The sequence below is a fragment of the Nocardia sp. CA-119907 genome (assembly GCF_050955995.1).
Lineage (GTDB): Bacteria > Actinomycetota > Actinomycetes > Mycobacteriales > Mycobacteriaceae > Nocardia.
On sequence record NZ_CP192091.1, the window covers coordinates 3,949,045 to 3,975,000 of the forward strand.

20 protein-coding genes and 2 pseudogenes are annotated in these 25,956 nt (G+C 65.3%); 10 read left to right on the forward strand and 12 right to left on the reverse strand.

The genetic code is table 11. The features are described 5' to 3' along the window. Positions 1 to 52: 52 nt before the first annotated feature. Entirely contained in the window at positions 53 to 586 is a 534-nt protein-coding gene (locus ACQP2D_RS17440) for a GtrA family protein (protein ID WP_433684740.1), read from the forward strand. On the opposite strand, the pseudogene ACQP2D_RS17445 reads toward ACQP2D_RS17440, so the two are convergent. The 3 genes and pseudogenes from ACQP2D_RS17445 to ACQP2D_RS17455 form a co-directional block, all read right to left on the reverse strand. Next, positions 569 to 1,126, reverse strand: a pseudogene (locus ACQP2D_RS17445) (SDR family oxidoreductase); the annotation flags it as partial. The gene ACQP2D_RS17440 and the pseudogene ACQP2D_RS17445 overlap by 18 nt on opposite strands. Positions 1,127 to 1,216: 90 nt before the next feature. Beyond that, on the reverse strand, positions 1,217 to 3,049 hold the full coding sequence (locus tag ACQP2D_RS17450; RefSeq protein WP_433684741.1) for an AMP-dependent synthetase/ligase: 1,833 nt from the start codon (positions 3,047 to 3,049) through the stop codon (positions 1,217 to 1,219). A 492-nt stretch (positions 3,050 to 3,541) separates the two neighbouring features. After that, positions 3,542 to 4,528 (reverse strand): TetR family transcriptional regulator, encoded by a 987-nt coding sequence (locus ACQP2D_RS17455; protein WP_433684742.1) that lies wholly within the window; start codon positions 4,526 to 4,528, stop codon positions 3,542 to 3,544. 496 nt (positions 4,529 to 5,024) lie between these two features. Here ACQP2D_RS17455 and ACQP2D_RS17460 point away from each other — a divergent pair, with 496 nt between their 5' ends. The 6 genes from ACQP2D_RS17460 (at position 5,025) to ACQP2D_RS17485 (ending at position 11,523) form a co-directional block, all read left to right on the forward strand. Further along, complete coding sequence (locus ACQP2D_RS17460) at positions 5,025 to 5,324, forward strand: hypothetical protein (protein WP_433684743.1); 300 nt, start codon at positions 5,025 to 5,027, stop codon at positions 5,322 to 5,324. A 990-nt stretch (positions 5,325 to 6,314) separates the two neighbouring features. Beyond that, positions 6,315 to 7,199 carry an SCO6745 family protein gene (locus ACQP2D_RS17465; protein ID WP_433684744.1) on the forward strand — a complete coding sequence of 295 codons (885 nt, stop codon included), beginning with the start codon at positions 6,315 to 6,317 and terminating at the stop codon, positions 7,197 to 7,199. A 145-nt stretch (positions 7,200 to 7,344) separates the two neighbouring features. Next, positions 7,345 to 8,055 (forward strand): hypothetical protein, encoded by a 711-nt coding sequence (locus ACQP2D_RS17470; RefSeq protein WP_433684745.1) that lies wholly within the window; start codon positions 7,345 to 7,347, stop codon positions 8,053 to 8,055. Positions 8,056 to 8,239: 184 nt separating this feature from the next. Beyond that, on the forward strand, positions 8,240 to 8,920 hold the full coding sequence (locus tag ACQP2D_RS17475) for a TetR/AcrR family transcriptional regulator (protein ID WP_433684746.1): 681 nt from the start codon (positions 8,240 to 8,242) through the stop codon (positions 8,918 to 8,920). Between the two features lie 217 nt (positions 8,921 to 9,137). After that, positions 9,138 to 10,634, forward strand: coding sequence for an AMP-binding protein (locus tag ACQP2D_RS17480; protein WP_433684747.1), 1,497 nt, complete (start codon positions 9,138 to 9,140; stop codon positions 10,632 to 10,634). Between the two features lie 229 nt (positions 10,635 to 10,863). Further along, entirely contained in the window at positions 10,864 to 11,523 is a 660-nt protein-coding gene (locus tag ACQP2D_RS17485) for a TetR/AcrR family transcriptional regulator (RefSeq protein WP_433684748.1), read from the forward strand. On the opposite strand, the gene ACQP2D_RS17490 is transcribed toward ACQP2D_RS17485, so the two are convergent. Both ACQP2D_RS17490 and ACQP2D_RS17495 read right to left on the reverse strand, forming a co-directional pair. Further along, entirely contained in the window at positions 11,520 to 12,479 is a 960-nt protein-coding gene (locus ACQP2D_RS17490) for a hypothetical protein (RefSeq protein WP_433684749.1), read from the reverse strand. The genes ACQP2D_RS17485 and ACQP2D_RS17490 overlap by 4 nt on opposite strands. 430 nt (positions 12,480 to 12,909) lie before the next feature. Next, positions 12,910 to 14,424: an MFS transporter gene (locus ACQP2D_RS17495; RefSeq protein WP_433684750.1), complete on the reverse strand. Its 1,515-nt coding sequence runs from the start codon at positions 14,422 to 14,424 to the stop codon at positions 12,910 to 12,912. Positions 14,425 to 14,747: 323 nt separating this feature from the next. Between ACQP2D_RS17495 and ACQP2D_RS17500 the strand changes: the two genes are divergently transcribed. Continuing rightward, positions 14,748 to 15,008, forward strand: coding sequence for a pyridoxamine 5'-phosphate oxidase family protein (locus ACQP2D_RS17500; protein WP_433684751.1), 261 nt, complete (start codon positions 14,748 to 14,750; stop codon positions 15,006 to 15,008). A 113-nt stretch (positions 15,009 to 15,121) separates the two neighbouring features. Here ACQP2D_RS17500 and ACQP2D_RS17505 read toward each other — a convergent pair whose 3' ends face one another. Beyond that, entirely contained in the window at positions 15,122 to 16,072 is a 951-nt protein-coding gene (locus ACQP2D_RS17505; protein ID WP_433684752.1) for a TIGR03564 family F420-dependent LLM class oxidoreductase, read from the reverse strand. 214 nt (positions 16,073 to 16,286) lie between these two features. Continuing rightward, positions 16,287 to 17,216 carry an alpha/beta fold hydrolase gene (locus ACQP2D_RS17510; RefSeq protein WP_433684753.1) on the reverse strand — a complete coding sequence of 310 codons (930 nt, stop codon included), beginning with the start codon at positions 17,214 to 17,216 and terminating at the stop codon, positions 16,287 to 16,289. A gap of 103 nt (positions 17,217 to 17,319) precedes the next feature. Here ACQP2D_RS17510 and ACQP2D_RS17515 point away from each other — a divergent pair, with 103 nt between their 5' ends. Continuing rightward, positions 17,320 to 17,877, forward strand: coding sequence for a TetR/AcrR family transcriptional regulator (locus ACQP2D_RS17515; protein ID WP_433684754.1), 558 nt, complete (start codon positions 17,320 to 17,322; stop codon positions 17,875 to 17,877). A gap of 627 nt (positions 17,878 to 18,504) precedes the next feature. On the opposite strand, the gene ACQP2D_RS17520 is transcribed toward ACQP2D_RS17515, so the two are convergent. From ACQP2D_RS17520 to ACQP2D_RS17540, 5 genes and pseudogenes are all read right to left on the reverse strand, one after another. Continuing rightward, a complete protein-coding gene (locus ACQP2D_RS17520; protein ID WP_433684755.1) occupies positions 18,505 to 19,332 on the reverse strand; it encodes a hypothetical protein in 828 nt (275 codons plus the stop codon). A 512-nt stretch (positions 19,333 to 19,844) separates the two neighbouring features. Further along, positions 19,845 to 20,090 (reverse strand): annotated as a pseudogene (locus ACQP2D_RS17525) (recombinase family protein); the annotation flags it as partial. A 91-nt stretch (positions 20,091 to 20,181) separates the two neighbouring features. Next, a complete protein-coding gene (locus ACQP2D_RS17530) occupies positions 20,182 to 20,520 on the reverse strand; it encodes a TniB family NTP-binding protein (RefSeq protein WP_433684756.1) in 339 nt (112 codons plus the stop codon). Continuing rightward, positions 20,514 to 20,903 carry a hypothetical protein gene (locus tag ACQP2D_RS17535; RefSeq protein ID WP_433684757.1) on the reverse strand — a complete coding sequence of 130 codons (390 nt, stop codon included), beginning with the start codon at positions 20,901 to 20,903 and terminating at the stop codon, positions 20,514 to 20,516. Before ACQP2D_RS17535 ends, ACQP2D_RS17530 begins: the two co-directional genes overlap by 7 nt. Positions 20,904 to 21,746: 843 nt before the next feature. Beyond that, positions 21,747 to 22,955: a glycoside hydrolase family 76 protein gene (locus tag ACQP2D_RS17540; RefSeq protein ID WP_433684758.1), complete on the reverse strand. Its 1,209-nt coding sequence runs from the start codon at positions 22,953 to 22,955 to the stop codon at positions 21,747 to 21,749. A 504-nt stretch (positions 22,956 to 23,459) separates the two neighbouring features. Between ACQP2D_RS17540 and ACQP2D_RS17545 the strand changes: the two genes are divergently transcribed. Continuing rightward, on the forward strand, positions 23,460 to 25,742 hold the full coding sequence (locus ACQP2D_RS17545) for a glycosyl hydrolase family 65 protein (protein ID WP_433684759.1): 2,283 nt from the start codon (positions 23,460 to 23,462) through the stop codon (positions 25,740 to 25,742). The last annotated feature ends 214 nt before the right edge of the window (positions 25,743 to 25,956 follow it).

The following is a 25,956-nucleotide window of genomic DNA, read 5'->3' on the forward strand; positions in this document are numbered from 1 at the left end:
GAAATCAATGAATTGTATTGCGCTGCTGAGGAATATAGCTCACACTCCAGCTGTGTTTCCTTGGATTCGCTCGGCGTGGCCGCGGGCTCGCGCGGCGGTGCGCTCGGAACCCCGCCGCAGTGAACTGATCCGGTTCGCCGTGGTCGGCGCGACGGCGTTCGCGGTGGACACCGCGGTATTCCTGACGCTGAAGTCGACAGTACTGGAATCGCGCCCGGTGACCGCGAAGGTTGTGGCGGTGCTGACGGCGATCACCTGGTCGTACCTGCTGAACAAGCAGTGGTCGTTCCGGCAGCGGGGCGGGCGTCCGGGGCACCACGAGGCGGCGCTGTTCTACCTGGTGAGCCTGCTGGCCATCGCGATCAACACCGCGCCGCTGGTGGTATCGCGCTATGCGCTGCACCTGGAGGTGCCCGAGGTGTCGCGCACCACCCAGGAGGCGGCGGATTTCGTTGCCGCCCAACTGGTGGGCACCGTTCTCGGCATGGGATTCCGGTTCTGGGCCTTCGTGCGCGTGGTGTTTCCGGAACCGGCCGATGACCTGCCGGACGAACTGCCCGAGATGCCTCTACCCGTCGAGGAATAGGTCCGTCTCGAAGTTCCCCGTTGCCGGGTGTCACCCGGGATCGGTCCAGATCCGTGATCCCGTGCGCGGCCAGTACCTCCTCGTCGAGGAAGAAATTGCCGGTGGTCCGCGCGGCGGAAGAGGTGAGCACGAGATAGGCCGCGTCGGCGGAGATTTCGGGGGTGCGCGACCGCGCGACCACCGCCTCGCCGCCGAGCAGATTGCGGACCGCAGCGGTGGCGATCGTGGTACGCGGCCACAGCGAGTTGACGCCGACACCGCTGTCGCGCAACTCCTCCGCCAGGCCGAGCGTGGTCAGGCTCATCCCGTACTTGGCGATGGGGTACGCCAGCGCGGTCCCGGCCCAGCGCGGATTCAGATTCAGCGGTGGCGACAGCGTGAGAATGTGCGCATTGTGCCCAGCGGCCGCGGATGCGCGCAGATGTGGGATGCACAGCTTCGACAGCAGCAGGCTGCGCTGCCACGGCAATTGACGTCCTGCATGAGGTCGTACTTGCGCATGGAGATGGTCTCGGTCGGTGCGGTATCGATGGCCGAGGCGATCGCAAGCACCGCCGCACCGCTCGCCTGTAGTGCCGCCAAAGGTGGGGCCCCGGCACGGGTGTGCCTGGGCCCCAGCTGTTTTCATGGTCAGCCGACGTTGACGATGCCCTCGGGGGCGGGGTTGACGTACAGGGCCGCGATGCGCTCGGCGTACTTCTCGGCAATGGGCTTGCGCTTGAGCGACATCTTCGGGGTCAGCTCGTCACCGCCCGGCTCCCACACCGAGCCGATAATGGTGAACCGCTTGATCTGCTCCACCCGCGCCAGCCGCTTGTTGCCCTCCCGCACGGCGGCCAGCACCTCGTCGACGATCTCCTTGCGGGTGACCAGGGCCGCCATATCGTCGCCGGTGGCGTCGAGCTCCTTGGCCCGCAGCGCGGCCACATCCGGATCCAGCGTGATCAGCGCCGAGATGTACGGCTTGTTGTCGCCGATGGCGACCACCTGGGCGATGAGCGAGGAGACCGCCTTCGCGGCATTCTCCACATTCGAGGGGGCGATGTTCTTGCCCGCCTCGCTGATGATCAGTTCCTTCTTGCGGTCGACGATGGTGACATAGCCGTCGCCGTCGATGGTGGCGACGTCGCCGGTGTGCAGCCAGCCGTCGGCGTCGATGGCCTCGGCGGTCTTGTCCGGCATATTGCGGTAGCCGCGGGTGACAACAGGGCCGCGAATGAGTAGCTCGCCGTCCTCGGCCAGCCGGATCTCGGCGCGGTCGAGCACCCGGCCGACGCTGCCCGGCCTGGGCCGGTCGATGGCGGTATAGGTGCCGACGCCGGTGGTCTCGGACATGCCCCACACCTCGGTGACGGTGAAGCCCAGGCCCAGCAGATACAGCAGGGTGTCGGGTGGAATGGGGGCCGCGCCGGAGGCGGCCACCCGCAGCTCGTCCAGGCCCAGCGCGTGGCGGAGCTTCTTCAGCACCAGGGCGTCGGCGAGCTTGTGCTGTGCCGACAGCAGCGCCCCGCGGCCCGTGCCGGACACCTCTGCCTGTGCGGCCGCGATACCGGTCTGGATGGCCCAGTGGGCGAGGGCTCTCTTCACCGGGCTGGCCTCGGTGGCCAGGCGAGAGTCGATGCCCGCCTTGATCTTCTGCCAAACCCGCGGCACACCGAAGAACACGGTCGGACGGGCGTCGGGCAGGGCGGCTGCGATTTCGCGCGGGTCCGGTACGCAGGTGAGCTGGATACCGGTGAGCAAGCTGGCGCAATGCGCGGAGATGCGGTCGGCGACGTGCGCGGCCGGCAGGTAGGACACGGCGCGATCGTCGATGCCGGTGACCAGCGGACCGTCGAGCAGGCCGACGATCTGGGCGAGCACATTGCGGTGGGTCACCTCCACGCCCTTGGACGGACCGGTGGTGCCGGAGGTGTAGATCAGGGTGGCCAGGTCATCGGGGCCGACGGCCTGCCAGGCGGCGTCGAAATCGAAGTCCTCGGCGGGATTCGCCTCCAGGTCCTCCAGCGTGATGGCGCCGGTGGCCGGGCCGTCGACCATGACGATGTGCTCGACCGGCACCCCGGCGGCCTGGATGGCGGGCAGGAAGCCCTGCTCGGTCACCACGACCTTGTTCCCGGCATTGGTGAACAGGTGCTGGATCTGCTCGGGCGAGCTGGTGTTGTAGATCGAGAACGGGGTAGCGCCCACATGCAGCGCCGCGGTGTCGACCAGGTTGAACTCGGGCCGGTTGGTCAGCATGATGCCGATCGTGTCGCCGTGCCGGGCACCGAGTTTCGCGAGCCCGGCGGCAATCGACCGCACTCGCTCGCCGTACTCGCGCCAGGTGATCTGCCGGGTGCCGCCGACCGTGCGGAGGGCGATCTGATCGGGTCGCAGTGTCACGGTCTCCTGAAACGCCTCCACGACCGTATGGACCGTTTTGCCCGATTTATGCACGTAGTGGATTTCTGCCGTCGTCATATTCCTGATTCCCGATGCCTCTCATGAACCATGCCGTGGCGCGCCGCTAGGCGCCCTGCCGAAGGGCGCCGCGGCCGGAGAGGACGGGGAGACCTCTCGTCAACACGCAGCACTGGCGACGCACCTGTGGTGCGGCTCACTCATAGTAGCCAGATCGGGGCGGAGGTGTCCTTGCTTACATCTGCCATCTCCCGCCCGACCGGCGTAGGGCACCGCACAGTGGGCGCGGATCGTGCAGGCGGCCAGGGCGTTCGGCCTGTCACAGCGGGGAATGTGATTGCGCTGTCCGCGCCGGAGATCGTCACGATCGACGCTGCCCGCTCCCGCGCACTCGGATCAGAGCCTGGCCCAACAGGATTCGCCGCACAGACGCGGTCGTTCTGTTGCAGAATTGCGAAGCCTGTTGCGCCTGTGAGTGGTAGGCCGAGACCCCAGCGGACGTGGATGCCGATGGCCGCGAGCAGTGCTCCAGCGAGGGTGGCCGTGGACGTGCTACGCCGGCTCGGGTCGTGTGTGTCCGCGCATGATGTCGACGGCGAATTGCGCGTATTCGATGGCGATTTGTTGTTGAGAGACAGGGCCGACAGGGCGGAACCACTGCGGCAGGGAAGTGCACATGGTGGCGACCGCACGGGCAGCTTCGCGTGGGTAGCGGGTGGTGAACTCGCCTACCCGGATTCCGGCGGCAACTTGGTCGTCGATCATTCGCTGAACGTCGTTTCGCTGAGCAGCGATTCGGGAACGGTTGGGTTCGCTGACGCTGCGCATCTCGCTGGCCCCGATGAACGCGAGGTCGCTGCGGTGTGCATGGAACAATGCGAGGGCTTCGACCATGTTGGCGAATCGTTCGACCACGGTTGCGCCGTCGTCGCGGGCTGCCGGGATTCGCCAGTACAGATCGGACATCCCGAGGTCGAATATGGCGACGAGCAGGTCTTGTTTGCTCGGGTAGTAGTGGTAGACGCCGGCGACACTCATACCGGCGTTGGCCGCGATACTCCGCATCGTCGCGCCGTGGTAACCGGTTTGCAGAAGTGCTGAGATCGCCGCGTCGAGAGCGGGATCAAGTGTCAGGGGCTCAAAAGTGCGCCATGTTTGCCCGTCGCCGGCCGGCCGGGCGGGTGATGTGCCGGTAGCGTCGGCGGCTGATGGTAGCCGGGTGGCGAGTATGTCGACGGTGGAGATCCCGAGTTCGGCAGCGATCCGGTCGAGCCGACCGACGGTCAGTGGTGTTTTGTCGTTCTCTATGGCGCTGAGGGTCCCGGCGCTGACACCGATATTGCGCGCCAGTTCGCGCAGCGAGACTCCAGCCGCCGTCCGAGCCCGGCGCACCAGATGACCCGAACCGGTGCCGCCAGAACCCTCGCTCACAGTCGCATGTTCAGGCACGCTGAACATAATACATCGGCTTGCAAATCGGCTTGCAGAAGTACCAGCAAACCGCTTGACATCCTTCCGGAGTACGGTGACGATGGTCACCACCTGAACGGTTACCTATCGAACGTACGGTGAATGTTCAGCCCCCCGGCAAATGGAAGGATGCGTGATGGCTGAGACTCTCGTCCCTAGTGGTCTGCTACTCGCCGATCGCGCGAGGTCATCGGCCCAGCGGTCTACGCCGTGAGCGTCAGCGCGCCGGGACATACCCACACGGACCTCTTCACGCCTCGGCGGGACGAGGAAATCTTGTTCCAGTCGCATCGGGAACCCACTTCCACCGTGTCGCCCGGTGCTTACGACTGGCGATATAGCCCTCTGCGCACAGGACTGTCGCGACGAGAACTTCGCTGCCATTCGCCGGTTCGCGCACCACCGGCCGCAGAACGGCGAATACGTCGATCCGGTCCTCTGGCTTGCGGCGGGCCGCGGGTTGCTGGCGTCGTTCCCAGCAGACAGGTAAATGCGATCCGGCTACCTCTTGCTATTACTGCTACCGCCGGAGGTGTCTCACGCTAATTCGAACCAAGGATTGATCATGAATTCTCACGACATAGATAATTCTCACGACATCGATATCAACAGAGCCGGGTTTCATGCGGCTATGGAAGCCCTGATGATGGACGATCCTCACCCCAGTGATCACCTTGGTGATTACTTTCAAGATTGTCCATCACGATGGCTGCAGAGAGCGCTCTACGCATATGAATGGGCAAAGCGAACCTACCTTGTGCAGGATCTCGGTTCCATGCTCTACCAGGAGCTTCCACAGCCTGGCGAAGCTCGTGAAGCTGTCCTCCTTCATGAGTCCAGAGTGCAAGAAAAGTCGACACCGTGATGACTGTGTGGAGTTGTTCGATCCCCTGAGGAAGTGAGTGAGCCCGGTGGCCGCAGCGGATGTCACGCCTGTGGCAGCCGGAGCGATCCCGGATGGATTCGCCTCCAGGTGAGGGTGCGCGACACTCTCACCGTCCCGACGACGACGTCGGGAGGTTCGCAACGGTGTGGACCTGGAGACGGTTCCGGTGGGAATCTGCCTGCCACTCAACGCCCTTCGCGTGGCCACGGGTATCGACCGTTGGGTTCGATCTCGTCGGATCAACCTCGTGCGAATCAGGGTGGACACAGCTCCGGGCGATCAATGCCCGGCGCGGGCGCCACAGGAATTCCGGTCGACCGGCGTCGAGTGATGAGCCGGCCGATGCGCTCGAGGCGGTGGTCGACGGTGCTCTGATGGTCCTGCAGCGGGTCGATCGCGGCCGGGACCCTGGTGCGGCCACTCGACGAGCTCCGCGCGGGCCGGGCCAAGTGTTCAAGAACTGAACGATTCTCAACACTGGCCCTCGGTGGCAGTCGGGATGTCGCCGCAACCCGGCGGCCGATCTGCTGGTTCTACGCGCGCAGGTCTTCTTTCCCGCCTTCACCCCAATCGAACTCGGAAGGCGGCGGGCGTCACTGCCCGCAGGTCGGTGAAAACGGCGCCCATCCGCAACCGCGGCGCGGCCGGCGGTCGACTCGATCGCCTACCGCGACCGAAATGCGGTCGAAAGGGGCGTCAACCAGCTCGAACAGCATCGGGCCGTGGCAACCTGCCCCGCCCCGCTCGACTGCTACGGGATCGGCCCCGACACTGCCGTGGCCCAGCTCATCACCGCCGGCGACAACCCGACGGTAGGTGAAGTTGATTTCAGATTCAAGACTTGACGTAGATCACAACTTGATGTTGAGTTCAGTTTCAATTCGTTGGTCGAACCGTCCGCGCAACCTGGACGACGGACCCGAACCATGACATGACGACTGAGAGAACTACATGGCTCCATCTGCGACGATGCCCAATGTTTCGCCGGAGACCGCCCGGCTCACCTTCCGTGCTCTCGAAGCGATTCACGGGATGATCTACTTCAGCCCGCACGGGCGGGAGCGCTACGCCGAGATCGGCTTGACAGAGCGGGGCATGATATACTTCGCGCCCCGATCGGCAGCGATGGGACCGGTACCCGCGGACGTCTCCGTCGCGACATTTTTCAATTTCAATCCGGTGGCCGTCCGCTCGGCGCTGCCAGAGGCCTGGCGCATCGCCACGCCTGCGGACGTCCTGGAAGCGAGGTACGAAGCCGTCGACCGCTCGCTGCGCCAAGCATGGGGCGAGGAAGTCGACGGCAGCGCGGTGCGCGAGGCGGCCGATCTTGCCCGCCGGGCTGCGGAACGCGCCTGCGAGCGGCCGCAGGGCCGTCCGCTCTTCGCTGGACACGCACAGCTGCCATGGCCCACCGCTCCGCACATGGTGCTGTGGCACGCACAGACCTTGCTTCGGGAGTTCCGCGGAGACGGCCACGTCGCGCTGCTGCTCACCGAAGGTCTCGACGGACTGGAGGCGCTGATCACACACAGCGCGACGGGGGTTATCAGCGCGGAAGTCCTACGCGTCAGCCGGTATTGGAGTGAACAGGAGTGGGCTGCCGGAATCGAGCGGTTGCGTTCGCGCGGTTGGCTTCTCGAGGGACCGGGCCTCGCGTTCAGCGAGGAAGGACGGTGGCGCCGGCAGTCGATCGAGGATCGGACCGACCAACTCGCGGTGTATCCGTACGAAGAACTCGGTGAGCAGGGGTGTGCGCGTCTGCGTGAACTGTGCCTGCCGCTGACGAGGGCGGTCGTGCAAGCCGATCTGGGTTTCCCGGCCGAACTGGTTGCCCGGCATACGAACGCCCGGTGACAGGAGGACCGAGGCGCTTGTGAAGTTCCTCGACTCCATTTGATGCGAAGAGAGCCGGGATGAGGGGGCGACCGAATCGCCGCCAGCGGCGCGTATTCGAAGTTTCTCGAACGTGAGGTTCGAGGCGGATAGAAGAAGGAAACAGATGAGGAAAACGATTGCAGCAGCGACGCTGCTCGTCTCGACACTCGGCGTAACGGCCGGAACGGCGTCGGCGGCACCGGCCGATGCCGGGGCGGTGGGGTACAAGGTATCGGTGGGAGAGCGATCCTCGGTGATCGATCTCGCGGCCGGCTCGGTTACCGTCGAAGAGGGAGTGCTGAAGATCAAGGCGCCCGGCGGTGCTGTGCTGGCGGGTTCGGAATTGTCCTTCCGGGTCGATGACTACGTCTTCCCGATCGCCGCCGAAATTCGCGACCGCACTGCTACTTTGACGCCGCAGTTCGACCTCGAGCACGCTGTCTACAAGCCGGTGGCGCTGCCCTACGAAGACCAGGCACCCTGGAAGACTCAGTACGACCGGGAACAAGCCGCTTGGGCGCGACTGTCCTCCACGATCCTCATGGGCGCAACGATCGGCACCACCGTCGGCGGCATCGGCGGCGCGGCGGTCGGCTGCGTGCTGGGCGGGATCGCCGGGGCGACTGTCGCTTCCGCGGCGATTATCGGCTTGTTCGGAGCCTTCATTCCAGCAGCCGCGATCGGATGTATAGGAGGAATCATGGCCCTCGGGGCGCTGGGGACGTTGGCGGGCCAGCTTCTCATCACCGCTCCGGTCGCGATCATGGCGGCTGTCCAGTACTTCACGACAATCAACCAGCCGGCCCCGGCCCCGGCCCCGGCCCCGGCGAAGTAACGCCAACTCGCACATCAAACCGGTGCGGCTATAGCCCTGCCCAGTCGGTTCCCACTCCGGCTGGGCAGGGCCCTGGCATTTCACGGCCGACGCCGTGACCGCGAGTTGCAGAGCCGAGTGCAGGCCGACAACAGGTATGCGACGATCACTCGGAGAATGCACGGCAGGACAGGGAGGGCGGTTGATGGCCAGGACGGCCGACGACGAAGCGGTATCCGCGGAGATCCCCGCACTGGCCGATACCTCTGTCCTTCGAGAGCCTCCGCTCACGGCCCGCGGTTTGCGAACGCGGGCGGCGCTGGTGGCCGCGGCCAGAGTCGTGTTCGAGCGCGACGGCTACCTCGATGCGCGGCTATCGGATATCACGACCGAGGCGAAATGCTCCACGGGTAGCTTCTATACGTATTTCTCGAGCAGGGAAGAGATTTTGCAGGCGGTGCTCGATGCCGCGCAGCACGAGATGCTGCATCCGGGCATGCCGCGGCTGAGCGCCGACGCGGCATCTCCGATAGCGGTAATCGAGGCGAGCAACCGTGCCTACTTCGAGGCGTACAAGCGGAACGCGAAATTGATGCTGATCCTCGATCAAGTGGCCGCGATCGATCCGAAGTTTCGCGAAATGCGGCGACGTCGCGCCCGTGCCTTTGCCGACCGTAACGCTCGATCCATCAGGGATCTACAGGAACGAGGCCAGGCCGACCGGGAACTCGATCCCTACACCGCGTCACGTGCGCTGTCGGGCATGGTCGGCCGGATGGCGTACTACGCGTTCTCCCTCGAAGAGGAGACCTCGCTCGACGATCTCGTTCGAACAGCTACGCGTCTGTGGGCCAATGCGCTGAAAATCGACGAGGCCGCCGACTGAGTGCATTGTCCGTAGACCGCGCTGTCTCCGGCAATACCGGCGCTTCAGTCGGTCCAGGCGTGCCTCCGTTCGGGGCTGTTCCGATCGCTTTGACGTGTGTTCCGCTCATGCGGTTGTCGCATAGCTCTCGTTTCGGGAATTAGTTGAAGTTGACGCCAAGTTCAATTACGGTGCGAGGTGGATCACATACCAGCTAGGCCAGAAGGAGTGGACTCGGATGGTCAACGTCGCCGGTCCGATGTGGAAGAACGCGCTCGATGAGCCCGAGGCGGTCGCGCTGCGGGCATGGGGTGAGGAATGGAGCTATGGCCGGCTGAAGGATTCGGCGGCGACATTCGCCGGCGCCCTGCGTGCGGCCGGGATCGAAAGTCGCGACCGCGTGCTGCTGGTGGCGCCCAGCGTCCCGGAATTCGTCGTGGCCTATATGGGTGCGCACCTCGTCGGTGCCATCGTCATCACCATGAACACGATGGCGACCGGAGCCGAAATCGGTTATGTGCTCGATGATTCCACGGCACGGCTGGTCGTCGCGTGGCACGAGGCGACGACATCGGCCGAGAAGGCTGCGCGGGAGCGCGGGCTCCCGCTCTGGGTGCTCGAGCATGGCGCACAGTGCGACCAGGCGGAGCCGCTGTCCGAACCGGTCGATCTCGACCCGGGCGATATCGCGGTTCTGCTCTATACCTCCGGGACCACGGGGAAGCCGAAGGGTGTCGAGCTCACGGTTGCCAACCTGCAAGCGGCGTCCACGATATTGATCGACTATCTGGGTGTGACAAGCGAAGACCGGTTGGGCACAGCGCTGCCGCTGTTCCACGTTTTCGGGCAGTCGGTTGTCTTGAATACCGCTCTGCACCTGGGTGGATCGCTGTCGCTGCTGTCGCCGTTCGATCCCGGCCGCATGCTCGAGATGGTGCGTGCGGACGAGATGACCCTGATGTCGGGTGTTCCGACGATGTGGAACGCGATGCTGCATGCCGCAGGAGATTTCGGGCCCGAGCAGTTCCGGAAGCTGCGGATGGCTTCATCGGGCGGCGCCTCGCTGCCGGCGGAGGTCATCCGTGCTTTTCGCGAACGGTTCGGCTGCGAGATCATCGAAGGTTACGGGCTCACCGAGTCGTCGGGTATAGCGACGTTCAACCCGAGCGGTAAGGATCCGAGAGTTGGATCCGTGGGGCTTCCTTTGCCGGGCATGAGAATTGAAGTTCGGGACACCTCGGGCTCTGTACTCGCTCCCGGTGAGGTAGGCGAGTTGTACCTGTCCGGGCCGACGGTGATGCGGGGGTACTGGAACCGGCCCGAGGCCACCGCATCCGACCTGCGAGACGGCTGGCTCGCCACCGGTGATCTCGGCAAGGTGGATGAAGACGGCTATGTCTACATCATCGACCGGGCCAAGGACATGATCATCCGAGGCGGCTACAACGTCTACCCGCGTGAGGTCGAAGAAGTGCTGTACGAGCACCCCGACATCGTCGAAGCGGCGGTGATCGGTGTGCCCGACGAGCACTACGGCGAGGAGGTCGCCGCGGTGATAACGCTGGCCGCCGGAGTGGAACTGGCACCGGATGACCTGCGGAGCTGGGCCAAGGAGCAGCTGTCGGCATACAAGGTTCCGCGCCTGTTCGCGTTCGTGGACCAGCTGCCGAAGGGTGCCACCGGAAAGATCCTGAAACGCGCGATCGACTGGAACTCGTTGGCAGGCCGAGCCTGAACTACGCCGGGGCGGTCGACCTGCCTCGGCATACTCGGAATGTCTGAAAGGACAGCGTATTCGGGATGCTCGGGCTCGGCGAGTCCCGCGCCGGTGACGCTCTCGAGATGTCCCGGGGTGGGTCGACAGCGTTTCGACGCGGTAGTTGATCGGTGCGGGTGGCGGTGTGCGCCGATCGGCTGGCCGAGTTCGTGCGGGGCCGGCGGGCGCACCTGATATGAAGGTGTGGATGGGACGTAGGAAGTTGTTGGAACCGACACTGACGACCTTGCCGCACGGGCCGCACGGTCTTGCTCGTGATCTGGTGACGGGATCGCAGCGTCAGCGGCTGTTGTTCGGGGTGACGGTCGTCGTCGCGGACCGTGGCTACCTCAACGCGACAGTCGCGGATATCGCTGCGACAGCGAAGGTTTCGCGGCGGACGTTCTATCAGCATTTCCTGGACAAGGAAGCGTGCTTCCTCGCCGCGGCCGAGACTGGTCGTGATCTGATGATCGATCATCTCGAGCACGCGATGGCGCAGGTATTGTCCGAACCGGTGGAGCCTGTCGAGGCTCTCCGGCGCGGCATTCGGGAGTATCTCACCCTGTTACGTGACGAACCATCGTTCGCCCGCTCGTTCTATCTCGAGACCGCCGTGGCCGGCCCGCGCGCGATCGAGTCGTTCGAACGCTGCCAACGCTGGTTTGCCGGATTCATCCGATCGTGGCGCGAAGCGGCAGGCCCCGTCGATCCATCGGTCCCCGATTTCGCGTATCTGGCGGTGACCGATGCGACCAACGAGGCCGTGCGCCGAACCCTCCGTGCCGGAGGTGATTTGCTCGAGCTCGAGGACAGTGTGATGTACATGCACCAAGCGCTGCTCGGGCTGGCAATTGCTGCCGATTAGGACAGGACTCTGTCGCCTGCGGCGGTGAGGTCGCAGGAAGCATCGTCGCCGGTGTTGCCGCCTTCGGAGACGATCCGCGCGAACACCTTGGTGCAGCTGGCCGAAGCGGCACCGGTGTTCGCCGTGATAGTGGAGTTCCGCAAGATGACGGTGCCCAATGGAACATCGACCCGATCCGTCACCTGGTCCGGGAGGGTGTCGAGGTAGGCGGGCGCCACGTTGATGCCGCTGCCGCCGTCCGGGGCAGTGTTTCCGGTGATTACGGCGTGATCGAAAGTCACCACGCCCCGGCCCCGGACATCCACACCGCCGCCGCGCCCGGCGAATCCACCAGGGCGGTACCACTCTCCGGGATTGACCACGCGGTTCTCGGAGATGGTGGAGTCGGTGAAGGTACAGGTGTTGTCGCACCGTACACCGCCCGCCTCGCCGGAAGTATTGCCGGTGATAGTCGTATTCTTCGTCTGCAAGTCCGACCCCGGCACGTTGAAGATGCCGCCGCCGTACCCGGCGCTGTTACCCCGGACCACGACCTCGTCGAGTACCAGGTTCGACGAATTGGCTATGCCGCCCCCGCCGGTGTCGTAGAACGGGATCTCGTGTTGGGCGGCGACTCCGCCGGTCACGGTCAATCCCGTCAACGTCACGGGCGCAGCGGTACTGAGCACTCTGTCGATCCCGTTGGCGTCCAGCACTGTCCGATCGCGGCCGGCGCCGCGCAGCACCGTCGGCGCGGTGAGGTTCAGGTCACCCGTGGTCGCATCAGGGTTGCGGCCCTGCACTTTCAGCGGGTCGGGTGGAATCGTCAAGACGTACCGTCCGGCCGGCACCACGATCGTACTTCCTGGACGGGCATTGGCCGTTTGCACCGCGGCGCGCAGTGTGCAGCTGCCAGAGGCCGTGCGGCACAGCCCACTTCGGGGGTCCACCGCGATCTCGTCGGCGGTCGTGTTCACCGTGATCACCCCTGGAGAGCCGGCACCGGGTGCGGTGTCGGCGTGGGCCGCTCCGGGGAATCCGAGTGCGGTTCCAACGATCAGGGCTGTGATAGTGACGGCGCCGGCCGCCCCAGCAGAGGTGTTTGTCGTCATGAAATCTCTGATCCGATCATGGGCATGGAGTAGGGTACGCATGCGTATGAGTGGGGTACGCGAATGTTTACAACTTTTAGCAGAGTGACGCCCCATCGGCGGTGTTTCCGGGAATCTTTTTGGCAGTTGACAATTCGCTCACCCCGGCCTGCCAGAACGAGAGGGTGGCCACTCTCGAGAAGCCACCCAGCGGCAAGTGGTGGCCAGCCGCGCCCTGAGTGTTCAGAGCAACTGACTCTGAACGCCGACCGGAGCGGCGATGTCCTAGGACATCGCCGCTCCGGGTCGGGATCGGTCAGGGTTGCACGGCGACGGAGGCGCTCTCGCCGGCCGTCGCGGACTGCTTGCGTGCAACCGTTTCCGGCAGTGCCCAGGCGCTGCCGAGCGTGCACAGCGCCATGATCATGACGAAGACAGAGACCGCCCTGGTCGATCCGGTCGCTGCGAGCAGCGCGGTCATGAGGAAGGGAGTGCCGCCGCTGACCAGGATGGCGGCCAGCTGGTAGGACATCGTGATGCCCGAGTAGCGGATTCGGGGCTCGAACAGTTCGGCGAGATACGCCGCGAGCGGGCCGTATACCAGCCCCGACCCGAGCCCGCTGCCGACGACGGTCGCGATCAGGATCGCGGCGAGCGAGCCCGTCTCCACCAGCCAGAAGAAGGGAAATGCCCAGAGCGCCATGATCGCTGCGCCGGTGAGGATCAACGGGCGGCGACCGAAGCGGTCGGACAGCGAGCCGGCGAGATAGATCACGGGCACGCTGATGGCGGAGGAGATCAGCGAGACGGTCAACAGGCCTTGGCGCTCCAGCCCGAGTTTCCGGACGCCGTAATCGAGTACGCCGGCGACGCTGATGTAGAAGATGGCATTGCTTCCGAACAGCAGTCCGGCGCCGAGCAGGACTCGCTTCGAATGCTTGCGCAGCACTTCGATAATCGGGGCCTGCGCGATCGTGGTCGAGGCTTCGTCGGCACGGTCTCGGAGCCGGCGGAACTCAGGGGAGTCTTCGATGCGCAGCTGAATGAACAGCACCACGAGGAACAGTACGGCGCTGGCCAGGAACGGGATCCGCCAACCCCAGTTCAGGAAGTCGCGACCCTTGACGAATCCGCTGACCAGGAGAAATGCGCCCGTACCCAGCATGAGGCCCAGGGGCACGCCCATCTGGCCGAAAGTACCCGCCTGGCCTTTGCGGTTGGGCCTGGTGGTTTCGGTGAGCAGCAGGGTGACCCCACCCCACTGACCGCCCACGGCAATGCCCTGCAGGAACCGCAAGGCAACGAGCAGAATTGGCGCGGCCACCCCGATCGACTTGGCGGTTGGCAGCACGCCGATCGCGCAGGTGGATGCCGCGACCAGGATCAGGCACGAGACCAGCGCCGGCTTGCGGCCGAAGGTGTCGCCGATGTGCCCGAACACCAGACCGCCTAGCGGTCGGGCGATAAAGCCCGCCCAGAATGTGCTGAAGGACAGCAGTGTACCCATGAGTGGTGACGCATTGGGAAAGAACAGCTTGCCGAATACCAGGGCAGCGGCCGTTCCGTAGATGAAAAAGTCGTACCATTCGATCGAACTGCCGACCAGGGCAGCGGCCATGAGTCGCCGCAATTTCTTCTGATCCGGCCTGCCGGAATCCGAGTTCGGAGTCATACCTATCTCCAAGTTGAGAAACGAAACTGATGTGACGCTGGTCACGCAGTGGTCGGGAACGCTACTTGAAGTTGACGTCGGATTCAATAGCTTTGGTCGGATTTCCTCGCTGGTGGATGACCAGTCAGGCGATGGAGTGTTCGACCATGGGCGGGCCAAGGGCCCGATCACCGACGAGATCTACCAACGAGCCTTCGACCAGGACCCATAGGCCACACTCGCCACTCGCAGGTGGATGTATCGGCGTCGCCGACCCCGATGTGGGATGACCCGCCCCGGGACTACCTTCTGTTCCAACACCTCTCGGCGCTCGAGAACGTCGCCTTCGGACCACGCGCCCGTAGTATGCGCCGGGCTCGAGCCCCCACACGCCGTGGATTGGCTGGCCGTGCGTGTGCCGATGCCGAATGCGTGATGCGCGCGGGCATGACCGGCATGGACGTGAGATCTGTTTCCAGATAAGAAAGTTCGCTGTATCACCAATGCGACGATTTGATGAATCCGAGGCCGAAGGCCTGCCGTCCCTCGATACTGTCGCACATTTTGCGACGATCGACTCGGAGGGATACCCGCACGTCACCTCGATCTGGCTGCTGTGGCTGGGCGAGGTCCGCTATCTGACGAGCTACGCGGCCAGCCCGCATCTGGATCGGATCATGCGAAACCCTCTCGTCGGGCTCGGCATCGATGTGGAGGCCGCTTTGCGCGCCGACGGTGAGAGGCCGAACAAGCGGGTCCGGTGATGGGGCGACGCTACCGCTTCCCCTCGATCGGGATGGGATGTGGATCAAGCGTTCGGGTTGGTCGGTGACGCCGTGCGCGGGTGCGCCGGAGCTGAGTTCGGGATCGCGCGATGCTACACCGCGGGCAGTGCTGCAGCCGCCGAGGAGCCGGCCCGGTCGGCCGCGAGCGCCCCGGCCAGCGCCCAGGTGCGGTGCTGATCGTCCGGACCGGCCAGATCCGTGGTGGTCAGCACGACCTCGGTGGCGCCCGCGTTGTAGTAGCGCTGGATTCCGGCGGCGATGGTCTCCTCGTCGCCGATGAGCGCCAGTTCCGCCGCCCGCGAGGCACCTTCGAGTTCGATGACCCGGCGGTAGGACGGCACCTGCTCGTAGAACGCCAACTGCCGCACCGCCGTCGCACGGGCGCCCTCGACATCGGAGGTGACGACTGCCGGGACGAAGGCGACGATGCGTGGTGCGGTTTCCGGCGTCTGGGTTATCACCGGCACGATGTGCTCGCTCAAGGTTTTCGGGCCCGCGAGATACGGCAGGATACCGTCGGCGAGTTCTCCGGTGACGCGTAGTGCTTGCGGCCCCATCGCGGCCACCAACACCGGTACGCGTGGTTCTGCCCCGGGAACCGCGGTCGGCAGCGGCGGTGTGACCGTCAGCAGTTCGCCGTGGAAGTCGGCGGTGCCCGTGTCGAGCAATTCCCGCAGCGCGGTAAGGAACTCGCGCAAGCGGGTAATCGGCCGATCGAAGGCCGTGCCGAACGCGCCGGCGGCCAGCGTCGAACCGACGGCCAGACCCAGATGATAGCGCCCGTGCGTCGCGGCTTGGGCGGTCTGCGCCTGAGAGGAGACCAGCAGCGGATGGCGGCCGACCACGGGGATGGCCGAGGTGCCGACCTGTACGCCCGGCACCTCCCGGCCCACGATGGCGGCGAGGGCGGGGGAGTCGTAGTCCATCCGCTGTCCGAACCACACCGACCCGATACCCAGCTCGGCGACCGAGCGGGCCTGCGCCACGATCTGGTCGACGTAGTTGCCCGAATTCGAGGCAGCGAGCGCAATTCCGAGAGTCATGCCAGGGGCAACCTGCGTGCGCGAGTGCCTGTTCCCGAACGGCGAAATGAAATCAGCTTGATCGCAAGGATTTTCGTCGTCCGGGAGTCTGCTGGTCGATCCTCTGGGGAGGGGACGGGTCGACGCGGCAGTGGCGACCGGACGCGCTGTCGTGAGGAGGACATGCGCTTCGCCGGTTCCTTGGCCGCGGGTGTTCGAGCAGATGTCGTCCCGCTCATTCCGTTTCCGAACGCTGTCTCTCACCACCAGCGTGTCTTCGCAGGAAAGGCGCTACGTATTCCAGGAACGCTTCCGGTCGTTCGTTGTACGGTTCGTGACCGGTCGGTAGCGACACCCATTGCGCGTGCGGTATCGCGCGCCGTGCTCGTCGCCCGTCGAGGGCGGACAAGACGACGGGATCGCGACGCCCCCAGATCAATAGCGTCGGCACGCCGACTCCCTCAGCGGGGGCGCTCAGGTCGGACGCCGGGTCGGCGAAGCTGCGCCACACCGAGGAGTACACGGCCAGGCGAGCATGATCGCTCTTGATCGCCTTGGTACGGCGATAGGTTTCACGAGCACTGGGAGTGCTCAAACGGCCGAGATACGCCCGCGCCATCGGGCCGACCAGGTGCCTGGCAATGGCTGGGCGACCGAACACCGATCGACATGCTGCGCGAGTGAGCGGGTTCAGCCTCGTAAAGCCGCCCGGGTCGACGAGCACCAGACTGGTGACCATGTCCGGTCGGAGTTGCGCGAGCCGGACCGCAACATAGCCTCCCACGCTGTTACCGATGATCGAAACCCGCTCGATCCCATGGGCGCCGAGGGTATCGAGCACCTCTCCGGCAACGTTGACCAGCGATGCGGCAGTGATCGTTTCCGGGGCATGGGCCGTTGAGTCGCCGTAGCCCGGCCAGTCGACCGTGGCCACGGTGTGCTCCGAGGTCAGGGCCGGTAACACTGCATCGAAATCCCGACTGTCGCCCGGATTGGCATGCAACAGCAGCACAGCTGAGGATCCTGCGTCGGCATGCCGAGCCAGCCGAAGCGCAACATCCCCCAGGTCGGTCGGCGCAACGAGGGAGGTTGCCGCCGTTCCTGCGCCGCGCGGACCTGCAGTGTTCGGATCAGTAGTCATGCTGCGCCCCTCTTCATCCCACATTCGTTGGCTGGTCGGTCAGTCCATGGCACGATGACCGACCAGTCGGTCATACGCTAGCAAGGTCTAGGGTCATACGAAAGACGGCAGCAGTGAAAGGACCTCCATGGCACGTCCCGCCGATCCCGGTCGCAACGCCCTACTGGACGCAGGAGCGGTCGTAGCCGAACGACAGGGTTTGCACGGCTTGACCGTCAATGCGGTCGTCGGTGTCGCCGGCATGGCGAAAGGGAGCTTCTACCAGCATTTTCCGAGTCGCCGCGATTACATCGTCTCGCTGCATCGCAGGTACCATGACGCGATCACAGAGTCGATCCTGGCTGCCATCAAAGAGATCGAGCCCGGTGCCGACCGGCTGCGTCTGGGGATGAACGCCTACCTCGACGCATGCCTGCGTACGCGCGGTACGAAGGCGTTTCTCGCCCAATCACGCACGGAAAGCGACTTGCTCGATGAAGTGCGCGCCCGCAACGGCACAATGGCCGAGCTGGTGGAACCGGACCTCGCGGCGATCGGCAGAAGGGTGCCAGCGCCGGCAGCTGAGCTGTTCATTGCGATGGTCGCCGAAATCGCGTTGGCCGAGTTGTACGGTAATGAGCCCCGTGATGATCTCCGTATCGCCGCTATCGACCTGGCTACCTGCCGATGCTCGGATGGCGGCTGAGGCTGGGGTTGGGCAGAACGGCTCAAATTACGTAGGAGCTGGTCCTCGAAGGGCCAGGCGCGCGAGAGAGAGTGGTCAGTTCTCGACGGCCACCCGGCCGCCGCTGCGGAGGGGCACCACCGCCGCCGCTCGGATCGAACGTATCACCGTCGAGGGCGAGTGGTTGGGCGCCGTCGAGGGCGCGGGTCAGGTTGGGCAAACCCGGACTGTACGAGCAAGGTCTGACAGGACTTGTTGAACACCAATCGTTTTCGACACATTTCTTGGACACCGCTGTGACTCGCGGCAGAAAGTCGCGGTGTCGATGTTCGAAGTCGTCGTCACCGGTGTTCGAAGTCGGGTGCACTTGGCTGTGGCGCGGGCTGTATGCCTTGGTCAGGCGTCGTTGTCGGCGAGGGTGCGGTAGAGCGAGGCGACTGCGGGGTGCGGCATGAAAGTATTTGTGCCCAAAGGCGACACCGGGTCGTTGAGGCTCGGTTTCAATGCACCCCGCCAGCGCGGCCCAACCCGTCGAGTTCGCTCACCACGGGTCCCGAGAATCGCGAAGCCGCCCCCGGGGCCGCAAAGTGAGATCCGAGACACCCGAAACCGCCCCCAGGGGCACGGCGCCGGATCTGACCAGTCCGGCTAGCTCAACAGGTTCGGCACATGGGGGTGATCGGGCGATGCGGGGCAGCCGCAGATGACCAGGTCCCATGCGTCACCGATATTGATCTTGGTCGGGCACCCGTTGCCCCCGACCAACATGTCAGGCCGATCCTCGTCGGGGACCCAGCTGTGTTGTGCCCCGTCCCGCTCCCATGAGGCGATGGTCAGCAACGGTTCGGTGGGCGTCCCGCAGGCCGGGCATGGCTCCACCCAGGGACCGCCGCCGTGCCAGCCGATCCAGCCACCGATCTTCCACCCGGGCGCGACAGACAGGTCCGAGTTGTACGGACTCTCGATCTCACCGAGGTCTTCCACATCGATGCCGAGGTATCCGGCCTCCCACTGCTGCAGCTGTTGCTGCAGATCATCGTCGAGTTCGCAGGACCTGGGGTACTCGGTCACCTGCTCCGGCGCGATCGTGCACGGTTCGGGGACGAACTGCCCCAGCCCGGCTTGAACCACCGCGGGCTCGGGGGGATCGGCCAGAATGTCGGTAACCGTGGCCGCGAACCGCCACACCACAACGGTCTTGGGGATCAGGTACTCGTCGTGCTCGAACGGGCACCACAACACCTGCAGCAGATCCTTGCCCGCGGGCGCTCGCAGGCCGGGAACGTCGCGGACATACAGTTGCGCGATCGGGAGCATGGCAACCGGGCCCTCGGGAAGCATTGGATCCGGGTCATACAGCTGCTGAAACTTCGCCAGATCCTCCGGGGTGTTTTTCCATTGGTAGTCGTCCTCGCTCAGCGCAGCCTCGTCGCAGACGGTGTCCTGCTGCTTCGGCCGTGCCTGCCTCAGCGACATCACCTCTCCCCAGTGTGGGTCGTGACAGTGCGGCCAGGGCTCACCCGCCGGCCACAGCAGCGGCCCACCCACGGAACTGTCGTGGCACGAGGGGCTGCCGGGGCGAGGGTGCAGCCGAGTCGCGGTCCGGGCAAGCGGCGCCAGAGCGGGAATCACCGCTGCTATATCGACCGGCCGGGGCGCGGTGGTGCGGGTCATGCAAAAACCTCCACGAAGGCAAGGACGTCGGGCTGGCTGGCGCACGCGCAGGCTGTCGCGATGCGAGTTCCCAGGCTAAACCCCGATCTCATCAGCCTGTCCCCACAGCCGGGACGGCCGAGTGAGGCTTGAGCCGCGCTGCTGCCAATGGCGACCAGCGATGCGTGTCGGCTATATCCGGGTCAGCACTCGCGAACGAAGGCGATCAACTCGTCGAGCTTCGGCCGGACGGCGTTCTTCCCCGGAAGCCCGATCGGTGAAGGTCTTTCCGACGTCGATGCCATCGAGTTGGCGATCGGTGTTCTGATCGCCCGAGCCTTCGCCACCGCTATGCCCTCACGCTGACGCTCCAGGATCAGGGCTCGCTCGAACTCGGCGAAGGCGCCCATCACCGACAGCAGCAGGTTCGCCATCGGTGAGTCTTCGCCGGTGAAAGTCAGTGCCTCCTTGACGAATTCGACGCGCACGCCCTTGCCGGTCAGCAGTCGCACGAGGTGGCGCAGATCGTCGAGATTGCGGGCCAGGCGATCCATCGAATGCACGATCACCGTGTCACCCTGCGGAGTCTATAAGGGGCGTAAGCCAGCACTGACCGCTGAGCAGGCCGAGCGGCTGCGCGCCCGCGCGGCGGCAGGGGAATCCAAGACCGCGCTAGCGGGTCGGTGACGGCTCCGAAGGCATCTGCACCACCAGCACCGGAATCTCTTCCCGGTCGATGTGCGCGATCGTGGGATGGTCGCGGCGGAACTTCTCGATGATCATCGACTTGCCGTTGTTCGTCGGCCCGACCAGCAGCAGATTCGGCATCCGCTGCTTGGCGGGCATGGTGAACAACCCCTCCAACCTGGTCAGAGCCTCGGCCGCGCGGGTGTAGCCGATCCAGCGATCCGCCCGCACGTACCGCACCCGCTCCTCGGCCGGCAGCATCGCCAGCCGCTGCGCCGAGGGATGCAGGTACGACAAGTCAACCGGCTCACCGATATTCACCATTGCTCGATCACCTCGAACGGTGCCACCGCAGTGGCGGCGGGATCGGTGACCGGCGGCGACGGGCGCGTCCCGGCGGCTCGTGCCTGCACTGGCGCTAGACGCCGACGCTCGATGTTGCGGCGGGCCTTGCGGCTGGTCGCGGTCGCGGTGTCGGTGATGTGGCGCATCTGCTCGACCATCGAGAACAGCGCGTTCTCGTCGACCTCGGTGCGGCCCTGCTCGTGTAGCCGGGCCACTGCCGCAGTCTGCTCCCACACGCTGATTGCCGGGCGTGACCACGTCCGATACGGCACCTCGAGGTAGTCGCCGGTATCAGGATCCAGCGCCCAGATCCGGGAGATGTCCCGTGGGTCGCGCCGCAGCACGAACCGGCCCAATATCATGGACGGATGTTCACTGCTTGTCGCGTCAAATGGCGCCAGCCGGCAGTCGGATTTCGAGAGTGGTTGGCGGGCGGCTGCGCGGTATATGGGTTGCTGCTACTGGAACACCGACAAGCGGTACAGGGGGAGCGGTGCCGGTTGTTCGGGCTATGTACGCAATCGTCTGGCCTAGGGCTGTGCCCTGTCGAGACCACCCGACTGCCTCCGCATCGATCCGCGCAGCTGCTTCAGCGCAGCCAAGAACGGCTCGTGGACCGCCCGCCACTCCGGTGAGCCAGCGCCGGCATGTTCGATTGTCACGCTCTGAGTGATCAGCGTTTCCCGGATCTCTCTCAGCCTGTCGTATGCCAGCCAGGCGTTGTCACATACGGATTTCGGCGCGAACAATTCGAGTTCGTATATCGCTGCGACCAGGTGGTTCGACCGAAACGCCGCGGTAGTTTCGGCGCGATCCAGCGGAGACGACCGTCCGATTGCGAGGGCTTGCATCGCATTGTCGGTCTGGGTCAGTGCCGTCAGATACTTTACGTAGGCTTGGCGTCGTGTGTCTTCGAGGCGTGCTGACCGCTCCCGCCGAGCTCGGAGTGCGTCGACGAAGATCGTGGAACCTGTCCCGAGGACGGCGCCGCCCAACGTCCCCACGACAGCCACCCACTCCAAAGCCACGCTGCCACTCTATACACCGCAACAACTTTCGAAGCACCGTCCAGGTTGGTGAAGCACTCACTGACGCCCTGTGTGCGTTCGTGCCCAGTGGACTCGGCCCTGCAGGATGGTGGTCTGCGCATATCCGATGCCAGCCATACCGATGCCGCCTGCCCACTACACCCGAATGCTGTGGGCTCAGCGTCCCGCGGCGGTGAGTTGGTAATCCGCTTCGAGCAGCATCCACCCGCTCAGCTGTACCGAGAGATCGCGGCTCAGGTTCGTCGACGAAGCGGCGGACGAGTGCGTGAGCGGGGCAAAGCTTCTCGGATACGCCGGGACCGTGACCGCGCGGGTCCAGTCCGGACCGAACAGGGGTAGCCCGTCCACCTCGGCGCGGTTTTCCCAGGCCGACCGCGCGGAAGCGTGCACGATATTCGCGGCGGTGGTGTCGTCCAAGGCCAGTGCGGCTTCGGCGAGATACCTGGCGAGGATGCCCATGAACAGTCCGGAGTCGTTCCCCGCGGCCGCGGCGATCACCCCCGCGTCCGTGAGCCGGTCCTCGGTCGCGGCAACCAGTGCTGCCACGCGGCTGCGATGGCTCGATTCGCCTGTGCGCACGGCCAGCTCGGTTTCCAGCCCGATGGTCACGCCCTGGCTGTAGGTGTGGACAGTCCGGTCCACTCGTCCGCCGGGCTCATGGACACCGTCGAGGATCAGGCCGCTGTCGGTGTCGCGTAACCGGGTGTGCAAGAAATCGGCAAGTTGTCGGGCGCGGGACAATTCGCCCAAGCGCGCCATAGCGATACCGGTCGGACCGATTGCCGGGGTGTTGTAGAAATCGTCGCCGGAGCGCCAGGGCACCGCACCGACGACCGGGTTCCAGCCGTCGATCAAGGCGGCCCGCAGGTCCCCGACAGCGTCGCTGAACTGGACACCGAGCAGCCGGTCGGTGCGTTCGAGCGCCAGCACCAGCCACGACATATCGTCGTAGTACTCGTTGGTCCAGCCGGTGAGGTTGCGGGTTCGGATACCGCGTGCGAGGGCGACGACCCGGTCGATGCGTTCGGGGGTGCGGGCGCGGTACGCGGCGTCCACCGCACAATCGAGAAGGTGGGCTTGCCACCAGTAGCACCATCGCACGAACGACTGGTCCAGCAGGGACGCCGGCCAGACAAGCGTGCCCAGCCGCACCTGCGGCTGACCCCAGAGCGCGCGCACGTGTCGCTGCACGATCGCCTGTTCCGCCAGGTCCGCCCGCTTCCCGGGCTCGTCGGGGCCGCCGGCTGACACCTTCCGCGTGATCGTCCCTGCCTGCGTCGGCTGCGCCATTGCGGTGAGTGCCATCGAGGCTCCGGCAGCCAACAGCACACTGCGCCGGCTGATTCCCTTGTTCCGGCGATCCATTCGCTCGGACTCCCTTTATTGACAACGATCACTGGAGCCGGGAACCGTGCAGCAACGTCCTATCCCGCAACGACCACCGCCGCGCGGCGCCGACCGGCTGCCCCAGGTGCGAAAGAAGGACACCTCCCGAAGGAGAGTCGGTCGAACTCGAGGTCGAACCCGGCGCCTACACGACCCTTGATCTTCATCGTCAACCTCCTGGCAGAATCTCGATGGCCGTAAGGTTGGGGCCGCCAAGTCTCTATCAGGCATGCTGAAGATGGCGACACGGCCACGCCGCCGAATACATCGTATTGCCGAATACCGAACGTTTATTGGGCTGGACGCGCGTCGTCCTGCTCGGCGACTCAGCGACTGGTAAGAGCCGCACCGGGTTCGAAGCCGCGGCGATTCACGACCTCATCGGACAGCTGCTGCACCGCGCCGTATCCGAGTAGCAGGGGCGTGGTGCGGCCGCCGTGTCGTTTCGATCGGCCCAGCGTGACCGCTGCTACTGTCGGCCCGATGCGACTCGTGTCGAGTATCGGTGCGGTGCTACTGACCTGCGCGTTCGTGCCGCTGCCCGGGCCGTCTGCGGTAGCGGCCGCGCAGGACGGGCAGGCGGTCGGAGACGAGTGGTCGGCGGTCTCCGAGACGTTCGAACCCGAGAACTTCCGCGCTGCCCCGTATCTGGGCAACGGGCGCATCGGCGCGATGATCCCGCCGAGCGGCGGCGGATATCAGGACTACGGCGTCTCGGTGCGCACGTCGTTCCCCTTGGTGGAACCGCGCTACACCGGAACGTATCTCGCGGGCTTCTATGCCATGAAGTCCATGTCGTGGAACAACACAGAGGCGATCGCTGCGCTCCCCGCGTGGTCGAGCCTAACCGTCGACGTCGCGGGCCGAACTTACCAGGCCGACGTCGACCCGGCCACGCTCACGCACTACCGGCAGCGCCTGAACTATCGCGATGCCACCGTCACCACCGAAGCTACCTGGACACCCGACGCGGAACACCGACTGGATCTGACCTATCGGACCTTCGTGTCACGGGCGCAGCAGAACCTTGCGGTCCAGCAACTCACTGTCATTCCGCACTTCTCGGGACCGCTCACGGTCACCGACCTGATCGACGGGGCCGCCGCGCGGCGGGTCACCCCGACGACGGCAGCCTCCGATCCGAACCGAGGGCAGACCACGGTCGGCGTGCGCGCCGACGGCACCGACCACACCGCCTTCCTGGTATCAACGGTCACCACGCCCGATGAGTTGGGTGGCGTCGCGCTCCCTGCGAAAGGGGCAACGGCTGGAACACGATTCGACGGCACCGTCGTGGCGGGCCACAGTTACACGGTCACCAAGTACGTGGGAATCGCCTCCAGCGCGGACGGCGCGGACCCGCGCGCGATCGCCTCTGACGTCTCCGAATCCAGCGCGGCGCGTGGTTTCGCCGCCGCCCACGCCGAACACGCAGCAGAGTGGGATCGCTTGTGGCAGCCCGCCATCGAGATCCCCGGCCGCGACGACTATCGGGACTGGATCCGGCCCGCACTGTATTCGGTGCTGTCCAGCGTCCGGGCCGGACAGCGGTGGTCCGTGCAGCCCGCGGGATTGTCCTCCGACGACTATGGCGGCCTGACCTACTGGGACGCCGAGGCCTGGATCTTTCCCACCCTGCTCGCGCTCTATCCCGAATTGGCCCGCACCGTGGTGGATTTCCGCGTCGCGGCACTACCGCAGGCCGAGGCGAACGCGCGCGCCTACGGGCTGACCGGCGCACTGTTCCCCTGGAACGACGGACCGACACAGCGGTGTGCGTCGCCGTGGGTGTGCGGACTGGTCCAGGAACATTTGGGGAATGAGATCGCGCTCGCGCAATGGCAGTACTATTCGGCCACCGGTGACGAGCAATGGCTGCGTGACAGCGGCGCGCCGGTGATCACGGCTATCGCGAACTACCAGGCTGCCCGCGTCGGCCCGAAGCTGCCCGACGGTCGCTACCACTACGCACCCGCGGCGGGCGCCGACGAATACGTTTCGGTTTCCGTGGACAACGCACTCACCAACGTCGGTGTGATGGCGACGATGCGGACCGCGATGTCGGCCGCCCGGCTGGCCGGACTGCCGGTGAACCCACGGTGGGCCGATATCGCCGCCCATATGGCGATGCCGCCGGACATCGTGCCAGGGGTACCCGCCGAGTATCTCGGGTACCAAGGGGAGAAGATCAAGCAGGCCGACACGGTGCTGATCAGCTACCCGTACTCCTATGCGGCACCGGGCTATTCGCCCGAGGAGACGCTGGCGTACTACTTCGACCGCACCGATCCCGACGGCCCCAACATGAGCAACAGCGCCGGCGCGATCCTCAGCGCGCAGTATGATCCCTGCCGCACTCAGCAGTTCCTGGATCAATCGGTGCAGCCATATGTCCGACCGCCATATGGGTTCCAGTCCGAGGCGCGTGGCGAACGGTCGGGTGCGAACACGGTCGGTCAACCGGCGTGGATCTTCGTCACCGGTGCGGGCGGGTTCCTGCAAGGTTTGCTGTACGGACCGAGCGGGCTGCGGTGGGCGGAGACCGGTCCACGGCTGGACCCGATGCTGCCCAGCGGGTTTCCCGAGGGGATGACGGTGCGCGACCTCGCGGTACGCGATAGCAGGTTGACCTTGCGCATCCGACCGGAAGGCACGACAGTCGACGTCACTTCAGGTGGTCCGGTCACCGTCGAGACGCCCAGCGGCCCGGCAACCGTCCGCCCGGAAACACCGCTGACGCTGCCGACCAGGAGCGCCTGTCCCTGACCTCCCTGGCGGCCAAGATCGCGTAGCGGACTACTCGCGCCGCCCGATATGCGCTGTGTACATGATGTGTACGAGGCAGTAATCGGTCGGGCAAGACGGCTGTCTCGTCAGCGATATGAAGATCAACGTGCGATCGAGTAGAGACGGCACTCGTCGACCGAAGCTTCATATGAACAACGTGTCCTCAGCCCGCGTTGGTTGGAGTCCTTCGCGC